At 42.9% G+C, this 18,627-nt stretch carries 21 protein-coding genes and 1 other annotated feature; of the genes, 7 read left to right on the top strand and 14 right to left on the bottom strand.

Annotated elements, in window-relative coordinates; all coding sequences use genetic code 11:
- Nucleotides 1–9 precede the first annotated feature (9 nt).
- Nucleotides 10–214, top strand: a binding site (T-box leader).
- 56 nt (nt 215–270) lie between these two features.
- Complete coding sequence (gene trpS / locus KS242_RS05900; protein ID WP_217323426.1) at nt 271–1,257, top strand: tryptophan--tRNA ligase; 987 nt, start codon at nt 271–273, stop codon at nt 1,255–1,257.
- A 34-nt stretch (nt 1,258–1,291) separates the two neighbouring features.
- Here trpS and KS242_RS05895 read toward each other — a convergent pair whose 3' ends face one another.
- On the bottom strand, nt 1,292–2,044 hold the full coding sequence (locus tag KS242_RS05895; RefSeq protein ID WP_217323425.1) for a YjbA family protein: 753 nt from the start codon (nt 2,042–2,044) through the stop codon (nt 1,292–1,294).
- A gap of 203 nt (nt 2,045–2,247) precedes the next feature.
- Nucleotides 2,248–3,486, bottom strand: a complete 1,239-nt coding sequence (gene fabF / locus KS242_RS05890; RefSeq protein WP_217323424.1) for a beta-ketoacyl-ACP synthase II — start codon at nt 3,484–3,486, stop codon at nt 2,248–2,250.
- Between the two features lie 225 nt (nt 3,487–3,711).
- Here fabF and KS242_RS05885 point away from each other — a divergent pair, with 225 nt between their 5' ends.
- On the top strand, nt 3,712–3,900 hold the full coding sequence (locus KS242_RS05885) for a hypothetical protein (protein ID WP_217323423.1): 189 nt from the start codon (nt 3,712–3,714) through the stop codon (nt 3,898–3,900).
- 17 nt (nt 3,901–3,917) lie between these two features.
- Here the strand turns inward: KS242_RS05885 and KS242_RS05880 are convergent, their stop codons facing one another.
- Entirely contained in the window at nt 3,918–4,517 is a 600-nt protein-coding gene (locus KS242_RS05880) for a hypothetical protein (RefSeq protein ID WP_217323422.1), read from the bottom strand.
- A 108-nt stretch (nt 4,518–4,625) separates the two neighbouring features.
- On the opposite strand from KS242_RS05880, the gene KS242_RS05875 reads away from it, so the two are divergent.
- Nucleotides 4,626–4,805, top strand: coding sequence for a DUF2929 family protein (locus KS242_RS05875; protein WP_217323421.1), 180 nt, complete (start codon nt 4,626–4,628; stop codon nt 4,803–4,805).
- A 29-nt stretch (nt 4,806–4,834) separates the two neighbouring features.
- On the opposite strand, the gene KS242_RS05870 is transcribed toward KS242_RS05875, so the two are convergent.
- The 3 genes from KS242_RS05870 to KS242_RS05860 form a co-directional block, all read right to left on the bottom strand.
- Nucleotides 4,835–5,161, bottom strand: a complete 327-nt coding sequence (locus tag KS242_RS05870) for a hypothetical protein (RefSeq protein WP_254391821.1) — start codon at nt 5,159–5,161, stop codon at nt 4,835–4,837.
- Nucleotides 5,162–5,251: 90 nt separating this feature from the next.
- The gene (locus KS242_RS05865) at nt 5,252–5,563 is read right to left on the bottom strand and encodes a metal-sulfur cluster assembly factor (protein ID WP_097042288.1); all 312 of its coding nucleotides are present in this window, start codon (nt 5,561–5,563) and stop codon (nt 5,252–5,254) included.
- 84 nt (nt 5,564–5,647) lie between these two features.
- Nucleotides 5,648–6,412: a prolyl oligopeptidase family serine peptidase gene (locus KS242_RS05860; protein WP_217323420.1), complete on the bottom strand. Its 765-nt coding sequence runs from the start codon at nt 6,410–6,412 to the stop codon at nt 5,648–5,650.
- Nucleotides 6,413–6,566: 154 nt separating this feature from the next.
- Between KS242_RS05860 and KS242_RS05855 the strand changes: the two genes are divergently transcribed.
- The 3 genes from KS242_RS05855 to KS242_RS05845 all read left to right on the top strand — a co-directional run bounded on the left by KS242_RS05855 (nt 6,567) and on the right by KS242_RS05845 (nt 7,825).
- On the top strand, nt 6,567–7,403 hold the full coding sequence (locus tag KS242_RS05855) for a Cof-type HAD-IIB family hydrolase (RefSeq protein ID WP_217323419.1): 837 nt from the start codon (nt 6,567–6,569) through the stop codon (nt 7,401–7,403).
- 109 nt (nt 7,404–7,512) lie between these two features.
- Nucleotides 7,513–7,656, top strand: a complete 144-nt coding sequence (locus KS242_RS05850) for a hypothetical protein (RefSeq protein WP_179106589.1) — start codon at nt 7,513–7,515, stop codon at nt 7,654–7,656.
- A gap of 1 nt (nt 7,657) precedes the next feature.
- Nucleotides 7,658–7,825 carry a DUF3813 family protein gene (locus KS242_RS05845; RefSeq protein ID WP_217323418.1) on the top strand — a complete coding sequence of 56 codons (168 nt, stop codon included), beginning with the start codon at nt 7,658–7,660 and terminating at the stop codon, nt 7,823–7,825.
- 42 nt (nt 7,826–7,867) lie between these two features.
- On the opposite strand, the gene KS242_RS05840 is transcribed toward KS242_RS05845, so the two are convergent.
- The 4 genes from KS242_RS05840 to KS242_RS05825 form a co-directional block, all read right to left on the bottom strand.
- Complete coding sequence (locus KS242_RS05840; RefSeq protein WP_217323417.1) at nt 7,868–11,077, bottom strand: ATP-binding protein; 3,210 nt, start codon at nt 11,075–11,077, stop codon at nt 7,868–7,870.
- Nucleotides 11,070–11,432 carry a response regulator transcription factor gene (locus tag KS242_RS05835; RefSeq protein WP_217323416.1) on the bottom strand — a complete coding sequence of 121 codons (363 nt, stop codon included), beginning with the start codon at nt 11,430–11,432 and terminating at the stop codon, nt 11,070–11,072. The genes KS242_RS05840 and KS242_RS05835 overlap by 8 nt, the downstream gene beginning before the upstream one ends.
- A gap of 15 nt (nt 11,433–11,447) precedes the next feature.
- Entirely contained in the window at nt 11,448–12,989 is a 1,542-nt protein-coding gene (locus tag KS242_RS05830) for a diguanylate cyclase (protein ID WP_217323415.1), read from the bottom strand.
- A 129-nt stretch (nt 12,990–13,118) separates the two neighbouring features.
- Entirely contained in the window at nt 13,119–13,535 is a 417-nt protein-coding gene (locus tag KS242_RS05825) for a hypothetical protein (RefSeq protein ID WP_217323414.1), read from the bottom strand.
- A 128-nt stretch (nt 13,536–13,663) separates the two neighbouring features.
- Between KS242_RS05825 and KS242_RS05820 the strand changes: the two genes are divergently transcribed.
- The gene (locus KS242_RS05820; RefSeq protein WP_217323413.1) at nt 13,664–13,927 is read left to right on the top strand and encodes a NifU N-terminal domain-containing protein; all 264 of its coding nucleotides are present in this window, start codon (nt 13,664–13,666) and stop codon (nt 13,925–13,927) included.
- Between the two features lie 33 nt (nt 13,928–13,960).
- Here KS242_RS05820 and KS242_RS05815 read toward each other — a convergent pair whose 3' ends face one another.
- From KS242_RS05815 to KS242_RS05800, 4 genes are all read right to left on the bottom strand, one after another.
- Nucleotides 13,961–14,809, bottom strand: a complete 849-nt coding sequence (locus KS242_RS05815) for a YitT family protein (protein WP_217323412.1) — start codon at nt 14,807–14,809, stop codon at nt 13,961–13,963.
- 152 nt (nt 14,810–14,961) lie between these two features.
- Nucleotides 14,962–16,809 carry an asparagine synthase (glutamine-hydrolyzing) gene (gene asnB, locus KS242_RS05810; RefSeq protein ID WP_217323411.1) on the bottom strand — a complete coding sequence of 616 codons (1,848 nt, stop codon included), beginning with the start codon at nt 16,807–16,809 and terminating at the stop codon, nt 14,962–14,964.
- A 115-nt stretch (nt 16,810–16,924) separates the two neighbouring features.
- Nucleotides 16,925–17,308, bottom strand: a complete 384-nt coding sequence (locus KS242_RS05805; protein ID WP_254391820.1) for a YisL family protein — start codon at nt 17,306–17,308, stop codon at nt 16,925–16,927.
- A gap of 59 nt (nt 17,309–17,367) precedes the next feature.
- Nucleotides 17,368–18,576: a DUF418 domain-containing protein gene (locus tag KS242_RS05800; protein WP_217323410.1), complete on the bottom strand. Its 1,209-nt coding sequence runs from the start codon at nt 18,574–18,576 to the stop codon at nt 17,368–17,370.
- Between the last annotated feature and the right edge of the window lie 51 nt (nt 18,577–18,627).

Below are 18,627 nucleotides of genomic sequence, written 5' to 3'. Positions count from 1 at the left end.
AACAAGTTTAAAAAAGCGAAGATGAAAATGTAGTACGGTACTCCTCTAGTTGAAGAGAGCTCGTGGCTGGTGTAAACGGGCACTATGAGTAGCGGAAAGTGGGTTTTCGGAGCTGCGGGGTTGTCTCCCGACGTTTTGGCAGGCGTTAACTGCGTTAAGTGATCCTTCAATAGAAGGGTAATGAGGGTGGCACCGCGGTCTATTCGTCCCTGCATACAAGCAGGTTAGCGAATGGATTTTTTTATGGACTTTTTTAGGAGGAAGATGACAATGAAGACAATCTTTTCAGGTATTCAGCCTAGCGGCAGTTTAACGCTTGGTAACTATATTGGTGCTCTTAGCCAGTTTCCAGCATTACAGGAAGAAAATCAATGCTACTTCTGTATCGTTGATGAACATGCGATTACAGTACCACAAGACAGATTAAAGCTAAAGAAGCAGATCCGCTCACTTGCAGCGCTATATCTGGCTGCTGGTATTGATCCAGAAAAATCGGTTCTTTTCATCCAATCGGAAGTGCCTGCGCATACACAGTTGGGCTGGATGATTCAATCAATTAGTTATATCGGTGAATTGGAACGGATGACCCAATTCAAAGATAAATCAGATGGTAAGGATGGCGTCTCTGCTGCTTTGCTTACGTATCCCCCGCTGATGGCTGCCGATATTCTTCTATACAATACCGATATTGTACCTGTCGGAGATGATCAAAAGCAGCATTTGGAATTGACAAGAAATGTGGCGGAACGGTTCAATAACCGATTCAACAACATATTCACTGTTCCAGATATCCAAATCACTAAAGTTGGCGCACGTATTATGTCTTTACAGGAGCCGACAAAGAAAATGAGCAAGTCAGATTCAAATCTGAAAGCTTCTATCTTTATCTTAGATGAACCGAAACAGATTGAGAAGAAAATTAAGAGTGCCGTTACGGATTCTGAAGGCATCGTGCGCTACGATAAAGAAAATAAACCAGGTGTCAGCAATTTGTTGACCATGTACTCTGTTGCGACGAATAAAACGATTGAAGAAAGTGAACAAGAATTTGCTGAGAGCGGTTATGGTGATTTTAAACAAGCGGTTGCGGATGCTGTTGTGAATATGCTTGCTCCGCTTCAGAAGCGTTATTATGAATGGCTGGAAAGCGATGAATTGGACGAGGTGCTTGATAAGGGCGCAGAACGCGCACAGGCAGCTGCCAACAAGACGTTAAGAAAAGCAAAAAAAGCGATGGGATTAGGTCGCGGCAAATAAAAAATGACCGGCAGTTTTATCTGCCGGTCATTTTTTATGACGTTTTTGCCTGGTCGCTTTGTTCTAATTCCCATAGTTTTTCGTAAAACGGCTGCCCTTTTACCATCTTTTCACAAAGTTCTTCTTGTTTTCTGCTCCAGCCAACCGAGACACCTTCGTATAGTTTTTTCCATGCTTCTTGGAAGTTCAAGGACCGATTCACATGATATTCCTCCGGCTTCCATTCCGTCAGCCAGTAGCGGACCTGTTCGAGATTCTCGCTCGTTTCCAGCTGATCCATCGCCATCATAAGCAGCTGCTTTAACTGCCTTTCCTTCCGAGTCAATCCGACCATCAAGTCAGGTTGAAGCGATAAGATATGATACTGTTTCTCATCCTCTCCTGTCCGCCATTCAAAGCTCTCCGGCTGTGCATCTTCAATCATCTGATAAACAAGCCGCTCTTGCCTGGGAATCAGTCGGCTTTTCCGAACAGGAGTGATATATCCCATCGTATCAACCGCCAGAATGGCTTTTCCGTTCGTTACAATGCATGCATAATCGATCGCAATCCGCTCTTGATTTTTTCGCAAGAAAGCTTTTCGGTGAATCAAGTCCAGCATTGCTTTCGGCAACTCTTGTAAATCATTTTCAATGTAGGCGAACAGCGAATCTTCTATGTAAAGCAGTGGTACTTGATCCAGCAGTTCGATTCCATCTTCTTTACGCCATTCATGAAATGAGCATACGTTATAACCATTTTCCTCACCTTCGAACCAGTTCACCCAAATATCATGCATAAATAACATAGATAACCCTCACTTTGCTTTTCGATTCTGCTAATCCGACACTGGTACGCACTTGCATGCTGCTAGATCTATTGGGTGTGGGGAGCGCGTGCCGTGTGGCTTGTAGTAGGATACATTATGACCAACCAGCAAAGTTTTATTCTTCTGAACCAGTAATCGAGTAACAAAAAAACCTCCTAAAATTAGCTAGGAGGCTTTTGCTTTTATTGATATTGTTTGAATACGAGAGCTGCATTATGGCCGCCGAATCCAAGTGAATTGCTTAATGCAGCACGGACAGTTTGCTCCCGTTTCACATTTGGTACATAATCTAAATCACAAAGCGGATCTTTCTCTGACTGATTGATTGTTGGCGGAACAACCGAATCTTGAATCGATTTAACACAGATAATTGCTTCAACTGCTCCCGCAGCGCCTAGCATATGGCCTGTCATGGATTTCGTTGAGGAAATAGCTGTCTGATACGCATGATCGCCTAACAGCTGTTTTAAGGCCGCCGTTTCAAATTTATCATTCAATTCCGTGCTTGTCCCATGGGCGTTAACATAATCAATATCTTCTGCTTGCAGCTCGGCGTCATCCATCGCTTGACGCATCGCACGGACAGCTCCTTCGCCTTCTGGAGCAGGTGCTGTAATATGATAAGCATCGCCTGATGAACCGTATCCTGCGATTTCTGCATAAATCGTTGCACCGCGTTCTAGGGCTGATTCAAGGGATTCCAAAATTAAGATACCGGCTCCTTCTCCCATAACAAAACCATCACGGTTTGCATCAAATGGGCGGCTTGCAGTAGCTGGATCATCATTAAAGGAAAGAGCTTTCGCAGCAGCAAAGCCAGCGAATGCCATTTTCGTAAGCGGCGCTTCTGTACCGCCGGTAATCATGATATCTGCATCTCCGCGCTCGATAACTTTATAAGCATCTCCAATGGAGTTTGCACCTGATGCACAAGCAGTAACCGTACAAGAGTTAATACCTTTTGCACCCAGCTGAATGGATACTTGTCCGGAAGCCATGTCCGGAATCATCATTGGGACGAAGAAAGGGCTCACACGGCGAGGACCCTTTGTCATTAGTTTCTCAAACTGTTCTTCATACGTTCCCATACCACCGATACCAGATCCAATCCACACCCCAATACGATTTGCATTTTCTTCGGTAATGGAAAGCTTCGCATCTTCTACTGCCATTTTACTTGCAGCAACGGCGTATTGGGTGAATAAATCCATCCGTTTAGTATCTTTCTTTTCCATATAATCTTCTGGATTGAAGTCTTTTACTTCCGCTGCCACTTTTGCAGGGTAGTCGTCTTTATTTACTCGAGTAAGATAGTCAATACCCGATTTTCCTTCTAAAAGGTTCTGCCACATTGTTGCGGCGTCATTTCCTACTGGTGTCACTGCACCAATGCCTGTGACAACAACTCTTTTCTTTTCCATACGTTTGTTCCTCCTCCTTCAGCCAAAATACTAGCTGAAGCTGTTCTAACTGGCCAAAAATAAAATAGACCATATTTATATAGATAAAGTGCATAATCTGAGATATATTGTAACGTATTTTTGGCGTTCTGTAAGCTTAAAACATATAACAAAATTTCTTTTGCTAGGTAGCGGCATACTCAAGATGCACTTTCCGGACATATTGTAACGCATGGAGGTGTGAAAATGAAACGAAATAATTCCCGTATGGACACTTTTTTATTTGGGACTAGGAAGCAAGAGGCTGCGAAGGAGGAACCAAAAAAGGAGTTTAATTTAATGGAGACCGCTGGCACGCTTATGGAAACGTATGACCAGCTTTCTCCATATGTAAAACACGTAAAGAAACACGCCATGAAATTTCTTTCAAAATAAACTGGACGGAGCAGGGCTTATTTATAGAATTGACTGAATTTCGCATAGTGTTGATGTAATGTGATTAAATCATCCTGCAAATTACGTGTAAAAGCAATAACTGCCTGATCTTCCTGCTCCGGACAGACATCTTTTGCATAAAAACGATAATTCTTAGATCTCGTATCTCCCGCCAGCAGTTTGCTGACAGTTTGCATAACTGACTGAATTGGCAGCGCATGTGCACGGAAAAAGGCATCATCAAAAGGAATAGTCTTTCCCTCCCATTGCAGAGTGTCTGTGTCTCTTGGCATCCATTTTCCATATAAGATGGGCAGCAGAATTCGTACTTCTGCATCTGTATCAGTATCATCTGATTTATCATACTGTAAATTCACACGACGATGGGCACTAACTTGCTTCTCTCCTTCCCCGAAAAAAGTCACATAAGCAGCATAATCTTTCTCTTGAATACCTTCTTCAAATAATGCATGCCGGCCAAGATACATACTCAAATGCGCTTCCTTATTTGATAAAACGGAAGAATGGATACCTGACACTTCATGCCCTTCTTCCAATAACGTTTCAACCAGATGATAGCCTTCAAAAGAGTAACAGTTGTCGATGAGAAAATGCATACTGAACCACCTCTTCTATTCATGTGAGCAAATGCACAAGAATCGTTTTCTTTTTAGCCGGAACCTGCTATTATAGAAGTATATGTGTGAGTAATAGAGGTGATACTAATGCGATTTATCGTAACCATTATTTGGGGATTCGTTCTTAGTGCTGTTGCAGCGTTCGTACTGACAAGTATGTCTGGTGATCCTTATGACATGTCACTTGTGATTGTCATGACAATCATCTTCAGTCTAGGCGTCTGGACTTTATCTGCAGTCCTTCCAAATGCGGAAGAAAACGAATAAAACCTTGCCAACCGGCAAGGTTTTTTCTATTACCATGGAATCAAGCTAAGGGCAGCTAAACCAGCAAGCGGCAAAACTAATCGGCGCAGTCGATTGCGCGGACCATAACCGTAACCATATCCGTAGCCATATCCCGGGTAACCAGGATAGCCATACCGATAGTCATCTTGTTCCACATAGTCATACTGTTCCGAAGCCGGTATTGCAAGATGAACGTACTCGTCATCTACATCTAAGATAATACCATCCATTTGATAGCCATCCAATAACTGCACCATTACATACTGATGTTTGTGCTGCTTACATTTATCCATCATCTGCTTTAATTGCGGATATTGTTCATAAGAATGTGTCACGATGAACCTTCCCCCTTTTCACCCACAGCCTATGCTGGGAAAGGTTCAGTTGTGCAAAAAAATCCTCCTGCTTATGCAGGAGGATTTGCATCAATCCGGAATTCCGAGCGCTATTTTAGCATAGCGGGACATACGGTCTTTAGACCATGGCGGACTCCATACGATATTTACTTTCGTTTCTTTTACTTCAGGAATATCCATAAGAACTCGCTTCACATCTTGTTCAATGTGACCAGCAAGCGGACAGCCCATTGCTGTTAATGTCATCGTTACGATGCCTGTACCATCTTCATCTATATCTACGCCGTACACTAGTCCAAGGTTTACGATATCGATACCAAGTTCGGGGTCGATAACATTCTCCAGTGCACCCATCATATTCTCTTCTAATGCCTGATCCATGTCTGCTCCTCCTTTAAATCAGTTCCAATAACTGTTTGTCTGCATCTATTTAAACATATTTTCGTCAAAATAGAAATAAACTCCTTACAATACCGTTTCCAGCCATGCTGTTCCGGCAAGCATTGCCTTTCTGGAAACTTTATGACCTGTGCCTGCTTCTGACACGTACGTGAACTGCTCTGGGCTTTTCGCCCGTTGTTCCAGAACATCGTAGAAGCTGCGAGAATGTTTATACGGAACAACTGGATCTTGATCACCGTGCCAGAAAAACAGCGGGCGGCTGCCGATTGTTTCCGGATGCAGGGACAAATCAATTGTTTCTAGCTGGGCATAGAGCTGATCTAAATCATCATCTGAAATATTCATTTGCACACCCGATTGTTTTACTGCTTCTACCATACCTCGTGCAAAAGCAGCAATTTTAGGTGATCCCATCATGACCATTCCGGCATTTACCCAGTCATATTGCGTCAATGCTGCACATGTTGTAATCCCGCCCATACTCGTGCCGCCGATGGCAAAACGATTATCCTGGATGAAGCCATTCACAGTTGCGTACTGATAAATCCGCTCTAAATCATAAAGATTTTCCTTTACGATCGCGAAAAATTCCATTTGGCGCTTGCTGCTGCTATCGGCATCTTCTCGTATACCGTGGTGCATCGCTTCTGGCAGTAAGACACGATAACCCTTTTCTGCAAGCATATAAGCCATTGGTAAATTATGTTCTCTTGCACTCGTGAAACCGTGGAAATATGTAAACACTGGAAGTTTCTGATCTTCTGTACCTGCTTGTTCAACTCGAAGCAATGGCACCTCGTTCCAGACTTCTTCTTTAATGACGATCATTTACTTCATCCTCTTCTTCATTTTCCATTACCTACTGTTTCATCTTAGTATGTCGAGATGGTCTTTGTAAATTGATACTGCTCGTCTTGACGATTTCTTTACAGATAAGAAAGAGAGAGATAAACTATAATGTACAATATAGAGGTGATAAATAATGGAAAAGCACTTGATAGCATTAGATTTAGACGGAACACTTTTAACAGATGATAAACACATATCCGAAAGAAACAAACAAGCCATTGAGGCAGCGAAACGAGCGGGACATGTTGTCGTTATTGCCACAGGAAGACCGCATCGGGCTTCTCTCGCTTATTACCGGGAGCTGGGTCTAACGACACCGATGGTCAATTTTAACGGCGCACTTATCCATCATCCTGATGAAAAGAAATGGGATGCTGTTCACTCGCCAATGCCAATTCGGACAGCCAGAAAAATCGTCGAAACTTGCCATCGTCTTGACGTCAAAAACATCATAGCTGAAGTGATGGATGATGTTTATATCGACCGGTACGATCAGTACTTATTGGATTTATTTCATTTGGAAGAGGAAGACGATCCGATTAAAGTCGGCAGTTTAACATCCCTGCTGCAAGATGATCCTACATCTTTACTTATTTATCCACATGAAAACCAAGTTGCTTCCTTACGTGAAACATTAGAGACAGAACATGCCGAGGTAATTGAACACCGACGCTGGGGAGCACCTTACCACATAATCGAGATCATCTGTAAAGGTCTGAGCAAAGCTGTTGGACTTCAGAAGATTTCCCATTATTACGGCATTCCGCAAGATCGCATTATTGCATTTGGCGATGAAGACAATGATCTGGAAATGATTGAATATGCAGGTGCAGGTGTAGCGATGGGGAATGCCATTGCGCCTTTGAAGGAATTGGCCAACTACACAACCGGCACGAATATGGAAGATGGAATTGCCTCCTTCCTTCATTCGTATTTAAAGCTTGAAGTGCCTGCAAAGCCTGCAAATTAATTAGCAAATTTTTCATCTTATAATCCATCCGTTATGGGTGCAAAATAAAAGCGTAATCGGGTAAAGCCGGTTATGCTTTTACTTCTTAAGACGTTCGGAGGGGTAACGAATGAGCAAGAGAAGTAAATCAAAACGTATCACAAGTCAAGGCGCACAATCGGTGAGGCAGCATGACGAGATCTTCGTTTACCGCGAACGCTTCAGCGATACGGTGAAGAAGCAAAAATCAGAAAGCCATAATGGAGGGTTTTAGGATGGAAAACTTCTTCGAAAAAGCAAAGCAAAAAATGCAGGGCTTGACGAATAAGCCAAGTCAGGATGACTCTGCCACAGCGCAAGAGGCAATCCAATCTGCATACAACGATGCAACTGCAGAAGAAAAGCAGCAATTGCAGGACTTCCAGCAGAAGCTCGATCAGTAACAAAAAGAGGCAGATCCGATAATCGGATCTGCCTCTTTACTGTTATTCCTCTTCTTTATAAGCAATGAATCCCTTGTTGCCATGCTGCAGAATAGACTGCAAAATAATCGTCGATAGCTTGTTCGGGGGATAAGGCTTAATAAGATAATGATTAATTTGATATTCTTTTGCCTTCTCCATCTCCTGAATCGCGCTGGATATAAAGATTGGTACGTCTTGAAGAAACGGGTGCTGTTTAATGTGGTGGATAACATCCCAGCCGTCCACTCCTTCGCCAAGCATTAAGTCCACAACAAAGGCTGCGGGCTTGATATTGTGCAGTTGGTTTATCAGAGTTTCGCCTGAGACAAAGCGGTTAACCGTAAAACCTGCATCTTTCAGTTCATCTTCCAGGAGCATTGCTAAACTCCTGTCGTCCTCTAACAGCACAATTTGCCGGCCACTTTCTTCCTTTTGCGTCATTGTGTGAACATCTGTTTCAACAAGCGGAAGGACAAGACTGAACACACTTCCTTCCCCTTCTGCCGAGCGAACCATTATTTTCCCGTTATGTGCTTCTACGATTTCCTTGCATATCGCCAATCCCAGTCCAGTTCCGCCAATTTTACGCGCGCTGGAATTATCAAGCCGGTTGAATTTCTGGAACAGTCTGCTTAATTCTTGATCTGGTATGCCAATACCCTCATCGGAAACATGTACGAAAAGCTGATGTTCCTGCTGCTGAATAGAAACAACCACGTCCCCTCCATCAGGTGAGAACTTTATCGCATTACTAATCAAATTAGTCATTACTTGAATCATCTTATCCCGGTCAGCAGCAACATAATCGTTGCTGCTGTTTTTCTGGATAACCAAGTTGTGATCAGGGCTAGTTGACTGGAAGTTTTCTACTACTTGCTCTGCGATTGGCGTAAATGCTTGCTTTTCTTTCACGTACTCTTGCTTGCCTGCTTCCATACGCTGCAAATCAAGAAAATCATTGATCAAGTTCGTCAATCTCGTAGCTTCTTGATGAATCGTTGTTAAATATCTTGCTTGTCGTTCTGGCTTTAACTCCCGATTGATCATTAATTCGGTGTAGCCGAGTACACTCGCGAGTGGTGTTCGCAGTTCATGACTAACAGTACTAACAAGATTTGATTTCATTTGATCTACTTCGTATTCTGCTGTTATATCACGATAGACGAATAACGTGCCGATTTTCTCACCATGGCGTTTGATGGATACGTGATAAAGCAGCAATACTTTGTTTTCCATCCCGTTGACAAGCAGCCGCAAACCGCCTTCAGGCTGCTTGTCTTCAAAGATAGCTTGGCTCACATATTGTTCATACGCTTCTTGATTTTCAATATACGTTTTTGTATAGTCCATCCAGACTTCGTAACTATTACAAGCGTTCCGGTGCGCAGCAACCTTAGCAAGCTGCAAATAGAGCTGCCAGTTGGCATTATACTGCAATAATTCTCCAGTAGTACTGACAAACTGAATGCCTTCATTCACATTATCGATGATGTCTTGGTTCAGCTGTCTGTTGTATTCCGTTAGTTCATATGATTCAATCTTATCTAAAAATAAACTAAGCCGTTTCAGAATCCAGTTTAGCTCTCTTTTTTCACTATCACGGAATGCCATTTGAAATCTAGTGCAAATAAAGACGGCAACGAGCTCACCAGCAGAATTATGCACCGGTATATGTAAATCCTCGCTAATACCCCTGCCACGATATCCTTGTTCTGTACGGGCCGCTTTTCTTTCCAAAACAAACGATTCTGGATTGTCTTTGAGTCGATTCACTACATGCTGAAAATGCTCAGCTACTGGTTCCTCCAAATGCTTATCAATACCTATTGCCGCCCATTCTGGTGTCTCGGTCATAAACACTAAGCCATGATCATAGCGATAAATAGCTGCCAGCTCGGTAATAATTGTGTCCAGCAATGCTTGTTTTTCCATCGTTACTGACAGCGTATTATTCATCCGATTCATGCGTTCAATCCCTTGTTTCGTCTCTTCTGTTTCACGCAAGGATGCACGAAGTTTCTTTTCCGATTCCATTATACGCGTAATGTCTTGCTCGATGACAATCAGCTGTTCTATCATTTGGTCTTCATTCATATAAGGCACAATTGTTGCATGAACCCAAAAACTTGTTCCATCCTTCTTCTGGTGTTCAAGCGTACCACTCCAAGCTTGTCCTTTAAACAAATCAGGAAATACTTGCTGAATATCTGTTGTAACATCTTCGTGGGAAGTAATGCTCAACAAATTTCTGCCGATTAATTCTTTCTCCGGACATTGAGCTAAGGAACTAAAATTGGCATTTACTTGGCTGATTACACCTTTGTTATCCAGTACAATTACCATAGCTGATTCATTTAATGCCCAATTCAAATTACGCAAATCATACACATAGCCTTCCAGCTGTTGCTGCTGCTCTTTCAGCTGTGCATTTTGTTCAGAAAGATTAAGCTCCCGATTTTGAATTCGTTTTGTCATCTCACGAAAGGCATCAGACAATACTCCTATCTCATCTTTGCGCTTCAGCGGAGCAATCGTCACATTTTTCCCTTGCGCAACATCATAGGCGGCATTCGATAAGTCATACAATGGCTTTCCGATATTTCGTGTAAATTGCCGGTTGAAAAATAAGAGCACAGCGAATATAAACAATACAAACAGAAACAGCATATAAGATTCCTGACTGTTGTCATCCATAAAGCGCTCATGCAAATCTGTTACCTCTGCTTCATTTAACAGCCTTAAGCGCTCTGTCACTTGAAGAATCGCATTGATGTCGGAAATTCGCTCATCTGCCACTTCCTGGGCAAGACTTTGTACATTGCCTGAAGCAATGGCTTCTTGAAGCTGCGGATAATAGGTATCCCAATACAGGTTTTCAAAGCTCTGAAGCTGCTCTGCATACGCTTGTTCCTGACTGGAAAGATCCGCTTCTTTCAGCTGCGCCAAACTTTCCTCTAAGGAGGCATGAGCATCTTCAGCAGTCTGTCTTTCTTCTTCGCTTGTATAAAGCGCATAGCCGCGCATATGGAAAACCATTTCACTAACGTCATCTTTAATGGATTGAATGATTCCCCGCTTCTCTACCAGCATATCGCGTTTCTGTTCGTATTCCTTGTTGGTGGAATTGTGTATGTAGAAAAACGCTGCAATACCGAGAAGCGTTGCTAACAGCACAAAGAATAAAATATACAGAAATTGTCGCTTAATTGATTGGCGAAAAAAGTTAGGCATCGAGAATATCCTCTACAAGTAACACCAACTGCGCTGGACTGAAAGGCTTTGCCATATAATAGGGGATGCCAGCTTTCTTTGTCTCTTCAATATCTGATTGCTGCGTCTTTGCCGTAAGCATAATGATGGGATATTGCTGTTTCCATTCTTCTGAAAGTGAATGCGCCACTTCTACCCCTGTCATTCCAGGCATCATATTATCTAAAATCACCAAGTCATATACTTCCGTTTGCAGCTTTTGCAGCGCATCGCGGCCATCTACTGCATTGTCAATGTGATGCCCTTCATCTTCCAACGTGTCCGTAATAAGCATTCGAAGAACTTCTTCATCATCTGCCACTAAAATTCTTGCCATCTATACTGTCTCCTCTTATGTACGGAGTATCATCCGTTTTATTCTGGCTGCAACTTCATCGACATAGAATGGTTTGGTCATATAATCATCTGCTCCAAGTTCCAGCGCTTTTACGACATCTTGATTATCCTGCCTGCCGGTAAGCATCATTACAAACAAGTTTTTCTCATTCGGGAATGTCTGAAGCGTGCGCAATACCTCTAAGCCATCCATATCAGGCATTACACCATCCAGCAGCACGATATGCTTGCCTGCTTGTTTTATCCAATCTGAAGCTAACAGTGAACTGCCATCAGCAAATGCTTGCAGCTGAAGTCGATACCCATCCAGCTGTAAATCTCGCAAATTATCATCCAACAGCGAACGAATAACTGCATCGTCATCAACAACCGAAAGATAAAGGGACTTAGATGGTTCCTCCATCATGTGGAACCGTTTCTCATATATATTTACCTGCTGCTTGCCATTTCGCTTTCCGTAATATAGTGCTTGGTCTGCGCGCTCAATAAGCTCATGCAAAGAAAAGCGCTGTTCATTCGAATTCGATGAGATACCCGCTGTAAAGGACGTATATATTGTTTCCTGAGCGAGTTCTTGAGGAATTTGCATGTAACCATCCAAAATATCACGTAAACGGCTGGCTGCCGCGCTCTCCGATATACCTGGCATTAGAAGCAGGAACTCTTCCCCGCCATAGCGAATCACATAATCCTCTTCTCGGACGGCTTTCTTTATATACACCGCAAAATTGCGCAATATAGTGTCTCCGCTTGCATGCCCATATGTATCATTCACATGTTTAAAGTTATCTATATCGAGCACTGCGCACACAAGTTCTGTTGTCCGGCCAATTGGAAAACTAGCGAGAAAAGAGCGGTTATATACTTGTGTTAAAGGATCTACTACCACTCGCTGCTCCATTGTGTCCAGCAGACTCAAGCGATTGAATAATAGCTCAATTACCAGTTCATCCACTTCAGCTGTATCAATAATGTCTGTAATGCCGCTACGCAAATAACGCCGCTTTTCTTCCATCGTTAAGCGGCCGCCAATAAACATGACTAAAGAAAACATTTTTTGCTGGATGTATGCGGTGTCTTCTTTCGCTATATGACCTCTCCAGTTGCCGTCGATTAATGTAAGAATCGGATGCGAATCGTAAAGGTGAGAAATGGCACGCTCTTTATCTGCGGCAACAATGACTTGAAGTCCTTCGTTTTCAATACGTTCTCTTGCTCGCATGAGCCAGTCATTATTACTCGAAATAAGAAGAATGGGCTCCTGCCTGATAAGTTCCCTCGGGCTTGGAGGCATTTCCGGTTTCTGCTGCAATTCTGCCTCGATTTCATCTATAATTGGGAGCCATACATTCTTTGTGAGACGTGAATCCTCAATTTCTATTATGTGCCCCAATTGCCTCTCTGCAGCTTCAGATAGCGTATCCAAGCCAATTGATGCGCCAGTCCCTTTTATTTGATGAACAAGCTGATACAAGTCTTCTTTATAGATCTCATCTTGCTGTTTAAACATCGCAAAGCTTTCGTTAATCTTTGACAAAAAAATCTCTTGGTATTTCTTCAATCTGTACACCTCTACCTTTTCTACACTTGACCTGGTGTATAAGCTAAGATTGCAGATTGATTATATCATAACGACCTTCTGCCCTCTGAACACCATTAAAAAAATTTACATTTTTATTATATCTGTCAGTTTTACGAGAAATATACCATAAAGCAAATGCCCCGTATACCAGATGAGCAATGCATACCCATCCCACAGCGACGGAACGGATTTCACAGCAAGTATGACTAAAGGGAAATAAATACATGCCACAGCAGCACTCATGACAAGACCGATCAGCCAGTTGTTAACTGTTAATTTTCTCTTCATCAAGATGTAAACGGGAACAATTGCCCAGGAAATAATTAAATGAAACAAATTAAGCATCAATTGACTCCATTCCACCTGTTTCAAGATTGGAATAAAATCCACATTCATTAATAGCGTATATACGCGGATACCTGTAAGCTGCTGCCAAAGAAACATCCAGCCTGATAATACAAGGCCAGCAGCACTGCCAATTAGTAATATTCTCACAAACATTCCCAACTCCCCCTTTTCATTGGAAGATACCCACTCTTCCCTGCGATCAAGCAAGGTATTTCTTGCTTTTTAAAATGTTGTCTATCTGCTATGATAGTAATAAGTATGGACGCTAGGAGGTCAAGCGCATGAGTATTAGAGTAGAAAATACCCCGAATCCGAATGCAAAGAAATTCACAACTGATAAAATGATTTTCGAAGGGAATGGCAGTGTTTCTGTTATGCCTGGGCAAACGAGTGAATACGGCATCATGAATCAGCTGATGGCAGTTGAAGGTGTCGATAATGTATTCGGCTTCCAAAACTTCATTACAATTAACAAACTGCCGAACGCAGATTGGGATGCACTTTCTTCAAAAGTCGTCGCAGTAATGGAAGAAGAAGGTTATTAAAAAGCTGAGGAGCTACTAGATGCTCCTCAGCTTTTATTTGTCTTTCCGGAAGAAACCGTAGATACCTGCTGTCTCGACAACGTTCATGAAAGCAGCTGGATCCACTTCCTTGATGATATGCTCCAAATCATACAATTCATAACGTGTAATAACAAGCATCAGCATATTCTTATCTTGTTTTGTGTAACCGCCTCGAACTGGAATAACAGTAATGCCGCGAACCATTTTGTTGTAGATAGCTTGTTGGAGCTCGTCCGATTGAGAAGTGACAATCATAGCAGTTACTTTTTCATAACGCGTATGAATGGCATCAATGACTCGGGTAGAAACATATAAGGTGACGAGCGTATACAAGGCGTTGGCAGGCTCATTAAGTATACCAGCAAGAAGAATGATAATTCCATTTAACATAAGGAAGTAGGTACCTACAGGTCTATCTTTCAAGCGAGACAGAATCATGACAACAATGTCCATACCCCCTGTAGAAGCACCCCACTTCAATGTAAGACCAACACCCACACCAGCAATTACTCCGCCAAACACTGCGTTTAGAATAATATCATCCGAAAGTGCGTGAATCGGCAGCAGCTCCAGCATGACAGTCATACAAGCAACAGAAAAGAGGCTGTAGATTGTAAAGCCTTTTCCTACCTTCATCCAGCCTAAAATGGCTACTGGAACATTTAATAAGAAGAGCCAGATTCCCGTACCAATTGCGGTCGTTCCAACTACTTGCGCAAAGAAATCATATAAAAGCTGGGCAGCACCGGTAAACCCACTGCCGTATACACTTGCAGGTATTAAGAAGAAATTCAATGCGACCGCATTAAGCAGGGCACCGAATATAACAACAATGATTCGTTTCAGTTCAAAATAAAACAACTATGTACCTCCTTCTAAAACACTCCTAAAAAAAGCTTGCGCAGAACAGCAGAAAGCTATTCCTGCGCCAAGCCTGCGAATCATTATAGCGAAAATGAAAGCAAAAGAAAATAGTTTTATTATGTAAGGAGCAAAAAAGCTCCCTGATCAGATCATGCACGTATTTTCACATTATTGTGGCGCAGCCAGTAATCAATTTGTGCCAAATGCGCCAGCAGCTGCGGCCCTGTCATCAATTGACCGAACCATGGCGCTGTCACATCCTGCCCCTTGCTTTTCACAAGCGCCTCAATTTCTTTGCGGTCGAATAGATCGAATAATCGCGCATCGTTATCTCGCAAAATTTCTTCCATCCATGTGACAACAGCTGCCGTATACACTGGATTATGTGTTTTCGGATAAGGGCTCTTCTTCCGGTACAGCACCTCATCTGGCAGAATACCTTCAAGGGCCTTTCGCAAAATGCCCTTTTCCTTATTGCCATGTGTTTTTATTTCCCACGGTATGTTCCACACATATTCCACTAAGCGATGATCACTAAACGGAACACGAGCCTCAAAGCTTGCTCCCATGCTCATCCGGTCCTTCCTGTCGAGCAATGTCGGCATGAACCAGTGCATATTCAAATAAAACATCTGTCTTCGTTTTGCTGCTTCCGCTTCCTCGCCCGGCAGCTGTGGTGTTTCATCGATGGTAGCTTGATATCTGCTAAGCATATAGCCGTGCAAATCTAAATCTTGCTGCCATTCTTTTTTGAGCAGGTTGTTCCGAACTTGCGCGGATCGAATCCATGGGAAACCATCTCTGTTGAGATCTTCTTCCCGATAAAACCATGGATAGCCTCCAAATATCTCATCGGCACATTCCCCAGATAAAGCCACAGTCACATCTTCTTTAATCCGCCCGCAGAACCAAAACAGAGAGGCGTCCACGTCTGCCATGCCCGGGAGATCGCGGAGAATCGTTGCTTCTTTCAATGAATCAGCAAGCAAGTGATTATCCATCACATGCGTCGTGTGATGCGTATCGAAAGCTTTTTGCATCTTTTTCACGAAGGTCTGATCGCTCTCTGGCTGGAATTCGCTTTTCTTAAAGTATGTGTCGTTGCCGTCAAAGTCAATGGAGAATGTAGACAACTGCCCTTTGCCTGTTTCTTTATAGTGATTGGCTGCAATCGCAGTAATGGCGCTGGAATCAACGCCGCCAGAAAGGAACGTGCCAAGCGGTACATCCGAAACAAGCTGCCGCACTACTGCATCTGTCAGCAGCTCCCGCACAGTTGCTGCCGTTTCCTCTATAGAGTCAATGTGCTCTTTGCTTTCGACATTCCAATAACGTGTCAGTTTCAAACCGTTTCGGTCGAACTTTCCAACATGGCCTGCTCGCAGTTCGTTAATGCCTTTAAACACGCCATGACCAGGTGTCCGGGATGGACCAAGTGAGAGAACCTCTGAAAGACCATCTTGATCCAGAACTGCCTCTGCTTCGGGATGAGCAAGAATCGCTTTTATTTCTGATCCAAATAAAAGTCCGCCATCTTGTTCCATATAAAAGAAAGGCTTTACTCCTAATCTGTCTCTAGCAAAGAAAAGCGTTTCTGATTTGTCATGCCAAATAGCGAAAGCAAAAATTCCGTTAAACTTTTCAACACATGCTTCCTGCCATTCTATATAACTCTTTAGCAGCACTTCCGTGTCAGAATGACCTTGGAAGGTCCATCCGCGCTGCAGCAGCTCTTTGCGGATATCTTCTGTGTTGTAGAGCTCTCCATTATAAACTAATGTATAAGTACCGCGTCCATCGGTGTACTGCATCGGCTGTTTGCCGCCTGCAGCATCTACCACGATTAGTCGTCTATGTCCGAACAACACATGCGACGCACCCCAATCGTTATACTCGTCTGGCCCTCTTTTTGATAAAGTCTGTGCCATCTTTTGAATCACAGGCTGTTCTTGTGTCAGGTTTCGTTTAAAGTTAATCCACCCAGTAATACCGCACATTTTGCCGCTCTACTCCTTTACTCGCCGATTTCATGTCAATAGCCGTTACTTCTACAACATATGAAAAGCGGCGATAAACGTGAGTATTGAAAAAAGCCTGCCATAAATGGCAGACTTATGCAGGCAAAAAGCCCATCGGCAAAATACCGAAGCCAAGCAGCAGTGTAATTACTAGTGCGATAAAAAAGATAATCCACCATGCTTTTGCTGATTTTTCCTTTTTCATTTTGACTAAGATCATTTCCATGCAGATAACAACAATCAAGCCAGCAATCCCTTTGATAATTGCTTGGACAGTAAAGGAAGATCCAGATGCGTCAAAGTATCTCCATAATAATACAAAGCCAGTATACAAGATGACCAAATAATCCAAGCGCAGAATCATGTGCGGAATCGTTGCTTGTTTGCTTTTCTTCTCGTTGTACAGAACAAGTGCCGCAAAGAAGAGCACGATTCCAAGGCCCCAGCCAATAATATGCGTCAATATCATGCCGTCCATTATGTACCTCCTATTGAACAATTCGCTTCTATCATACCATGATTCCCTTTAATTCGGCATCAAGACACCCGCTGCATCTTTTTCTTCCGCAATGGCTGTATTTTTCCGTATGTCAGTATACGCCACAGCCACTCCACAGGTCCGAATGTATAATAACGGAACCACATACGGCTCACAATTACTTGAAGAATGAATACACCTAAGACGAAAGCAACAAAGCCAATCAAGGAGAACGATGCATATAATCCAAAACCGACATGATAAAACAGGAAGAACATGAAGACCGATTGGAAAAGGTAGTTAGATAACGACATACGTCCGACATAGCTGAGCTGATGAGCAATCCAGCTGAAAACAGGCAGCCGAGAAACAAGCGTGATGAAAGAAAGGTAGAACAACGCACATGCAGGGCCACCAATAGAATCTTGCGCAATACTCAGCCAAAGCGGCGAACCAATTAAGTATGGGCCAGCCTTGAAGATAAGAAAAATAGCTCCTGTAATGACTGTGAACCAGAATAGCTTGCGGCGATTTGCGACAGGATCATGCAGCAGTTTTGTGCGTGCCAGGTAAGCGCCGAGCATCAGCAGCGGTAAAATCATGAAGATACCCATGATGATACCCCCGACACCATTCGAGCTTGACCAGTCTATCCAGTTTTGCTGAAGAATATCTCCATAGGACCCGTGTCCGTAAGCAGCAAGTTTATTTGGAGTATCCATAGCCTCCACCATGTACGCATCCATCTCGCCTTCTGGCAGAAGTGAACCTAGAAGCGAACTCATTGTTAACAAAATGACAACCGGTATTAGCAGGATCGGAATCATCATCAGCAACACCCATCTTGGTGTATAAAGAAATGGAATGAGTAATAAACCTAAAATTGCATATGTAAACAAAATATCACCATGCCATATGAGAAAGGCATGAATCGAACCTAAAACGAGCAATACAAGCATTCGTTTGCTTAAAAACCAGCCTGGTCTGATACCATCTCGTTTTCGGCTGTCAAAAATAAGCTGCATTCCAAAGCCAAACAGGATGGAAAACAACGTATAAAAACTGGCCTGGAAAAAGATATCAATGCCGCCGAGCAAAACATTATCAAGTGCTGAATTCCATTCTGGCGAATCCATTCCTGGCATATAGTAAGGCGATCCGAATGATGGTGCGTTCACCATAAAGATACCAAGAATAGCTGCTCCTCTTGCTGCATCAATCCAGTTTAAGCGCCTTGTCTGCGGCATAGCTCGTAATTTTTCGTTCATGTGTTTCCACCTTCCTTATTCATATTAGTCCAGATGTACCAATTCAGAAAT

Source organism: Terribacillus sp. DMT04, assembly GCF_019056395.1.
Lineage (GTDB): Bacteria > Bacillota > Bacilli > Bacillales > Amphibacillaceae > Terribacillus > Terribacillus aidingensis_A.
The sequence above is the reverse complement of the archived record's forward strand: the minus strand, read 5'-3'. Positions and strand labels throughout refer to the sequence as shown.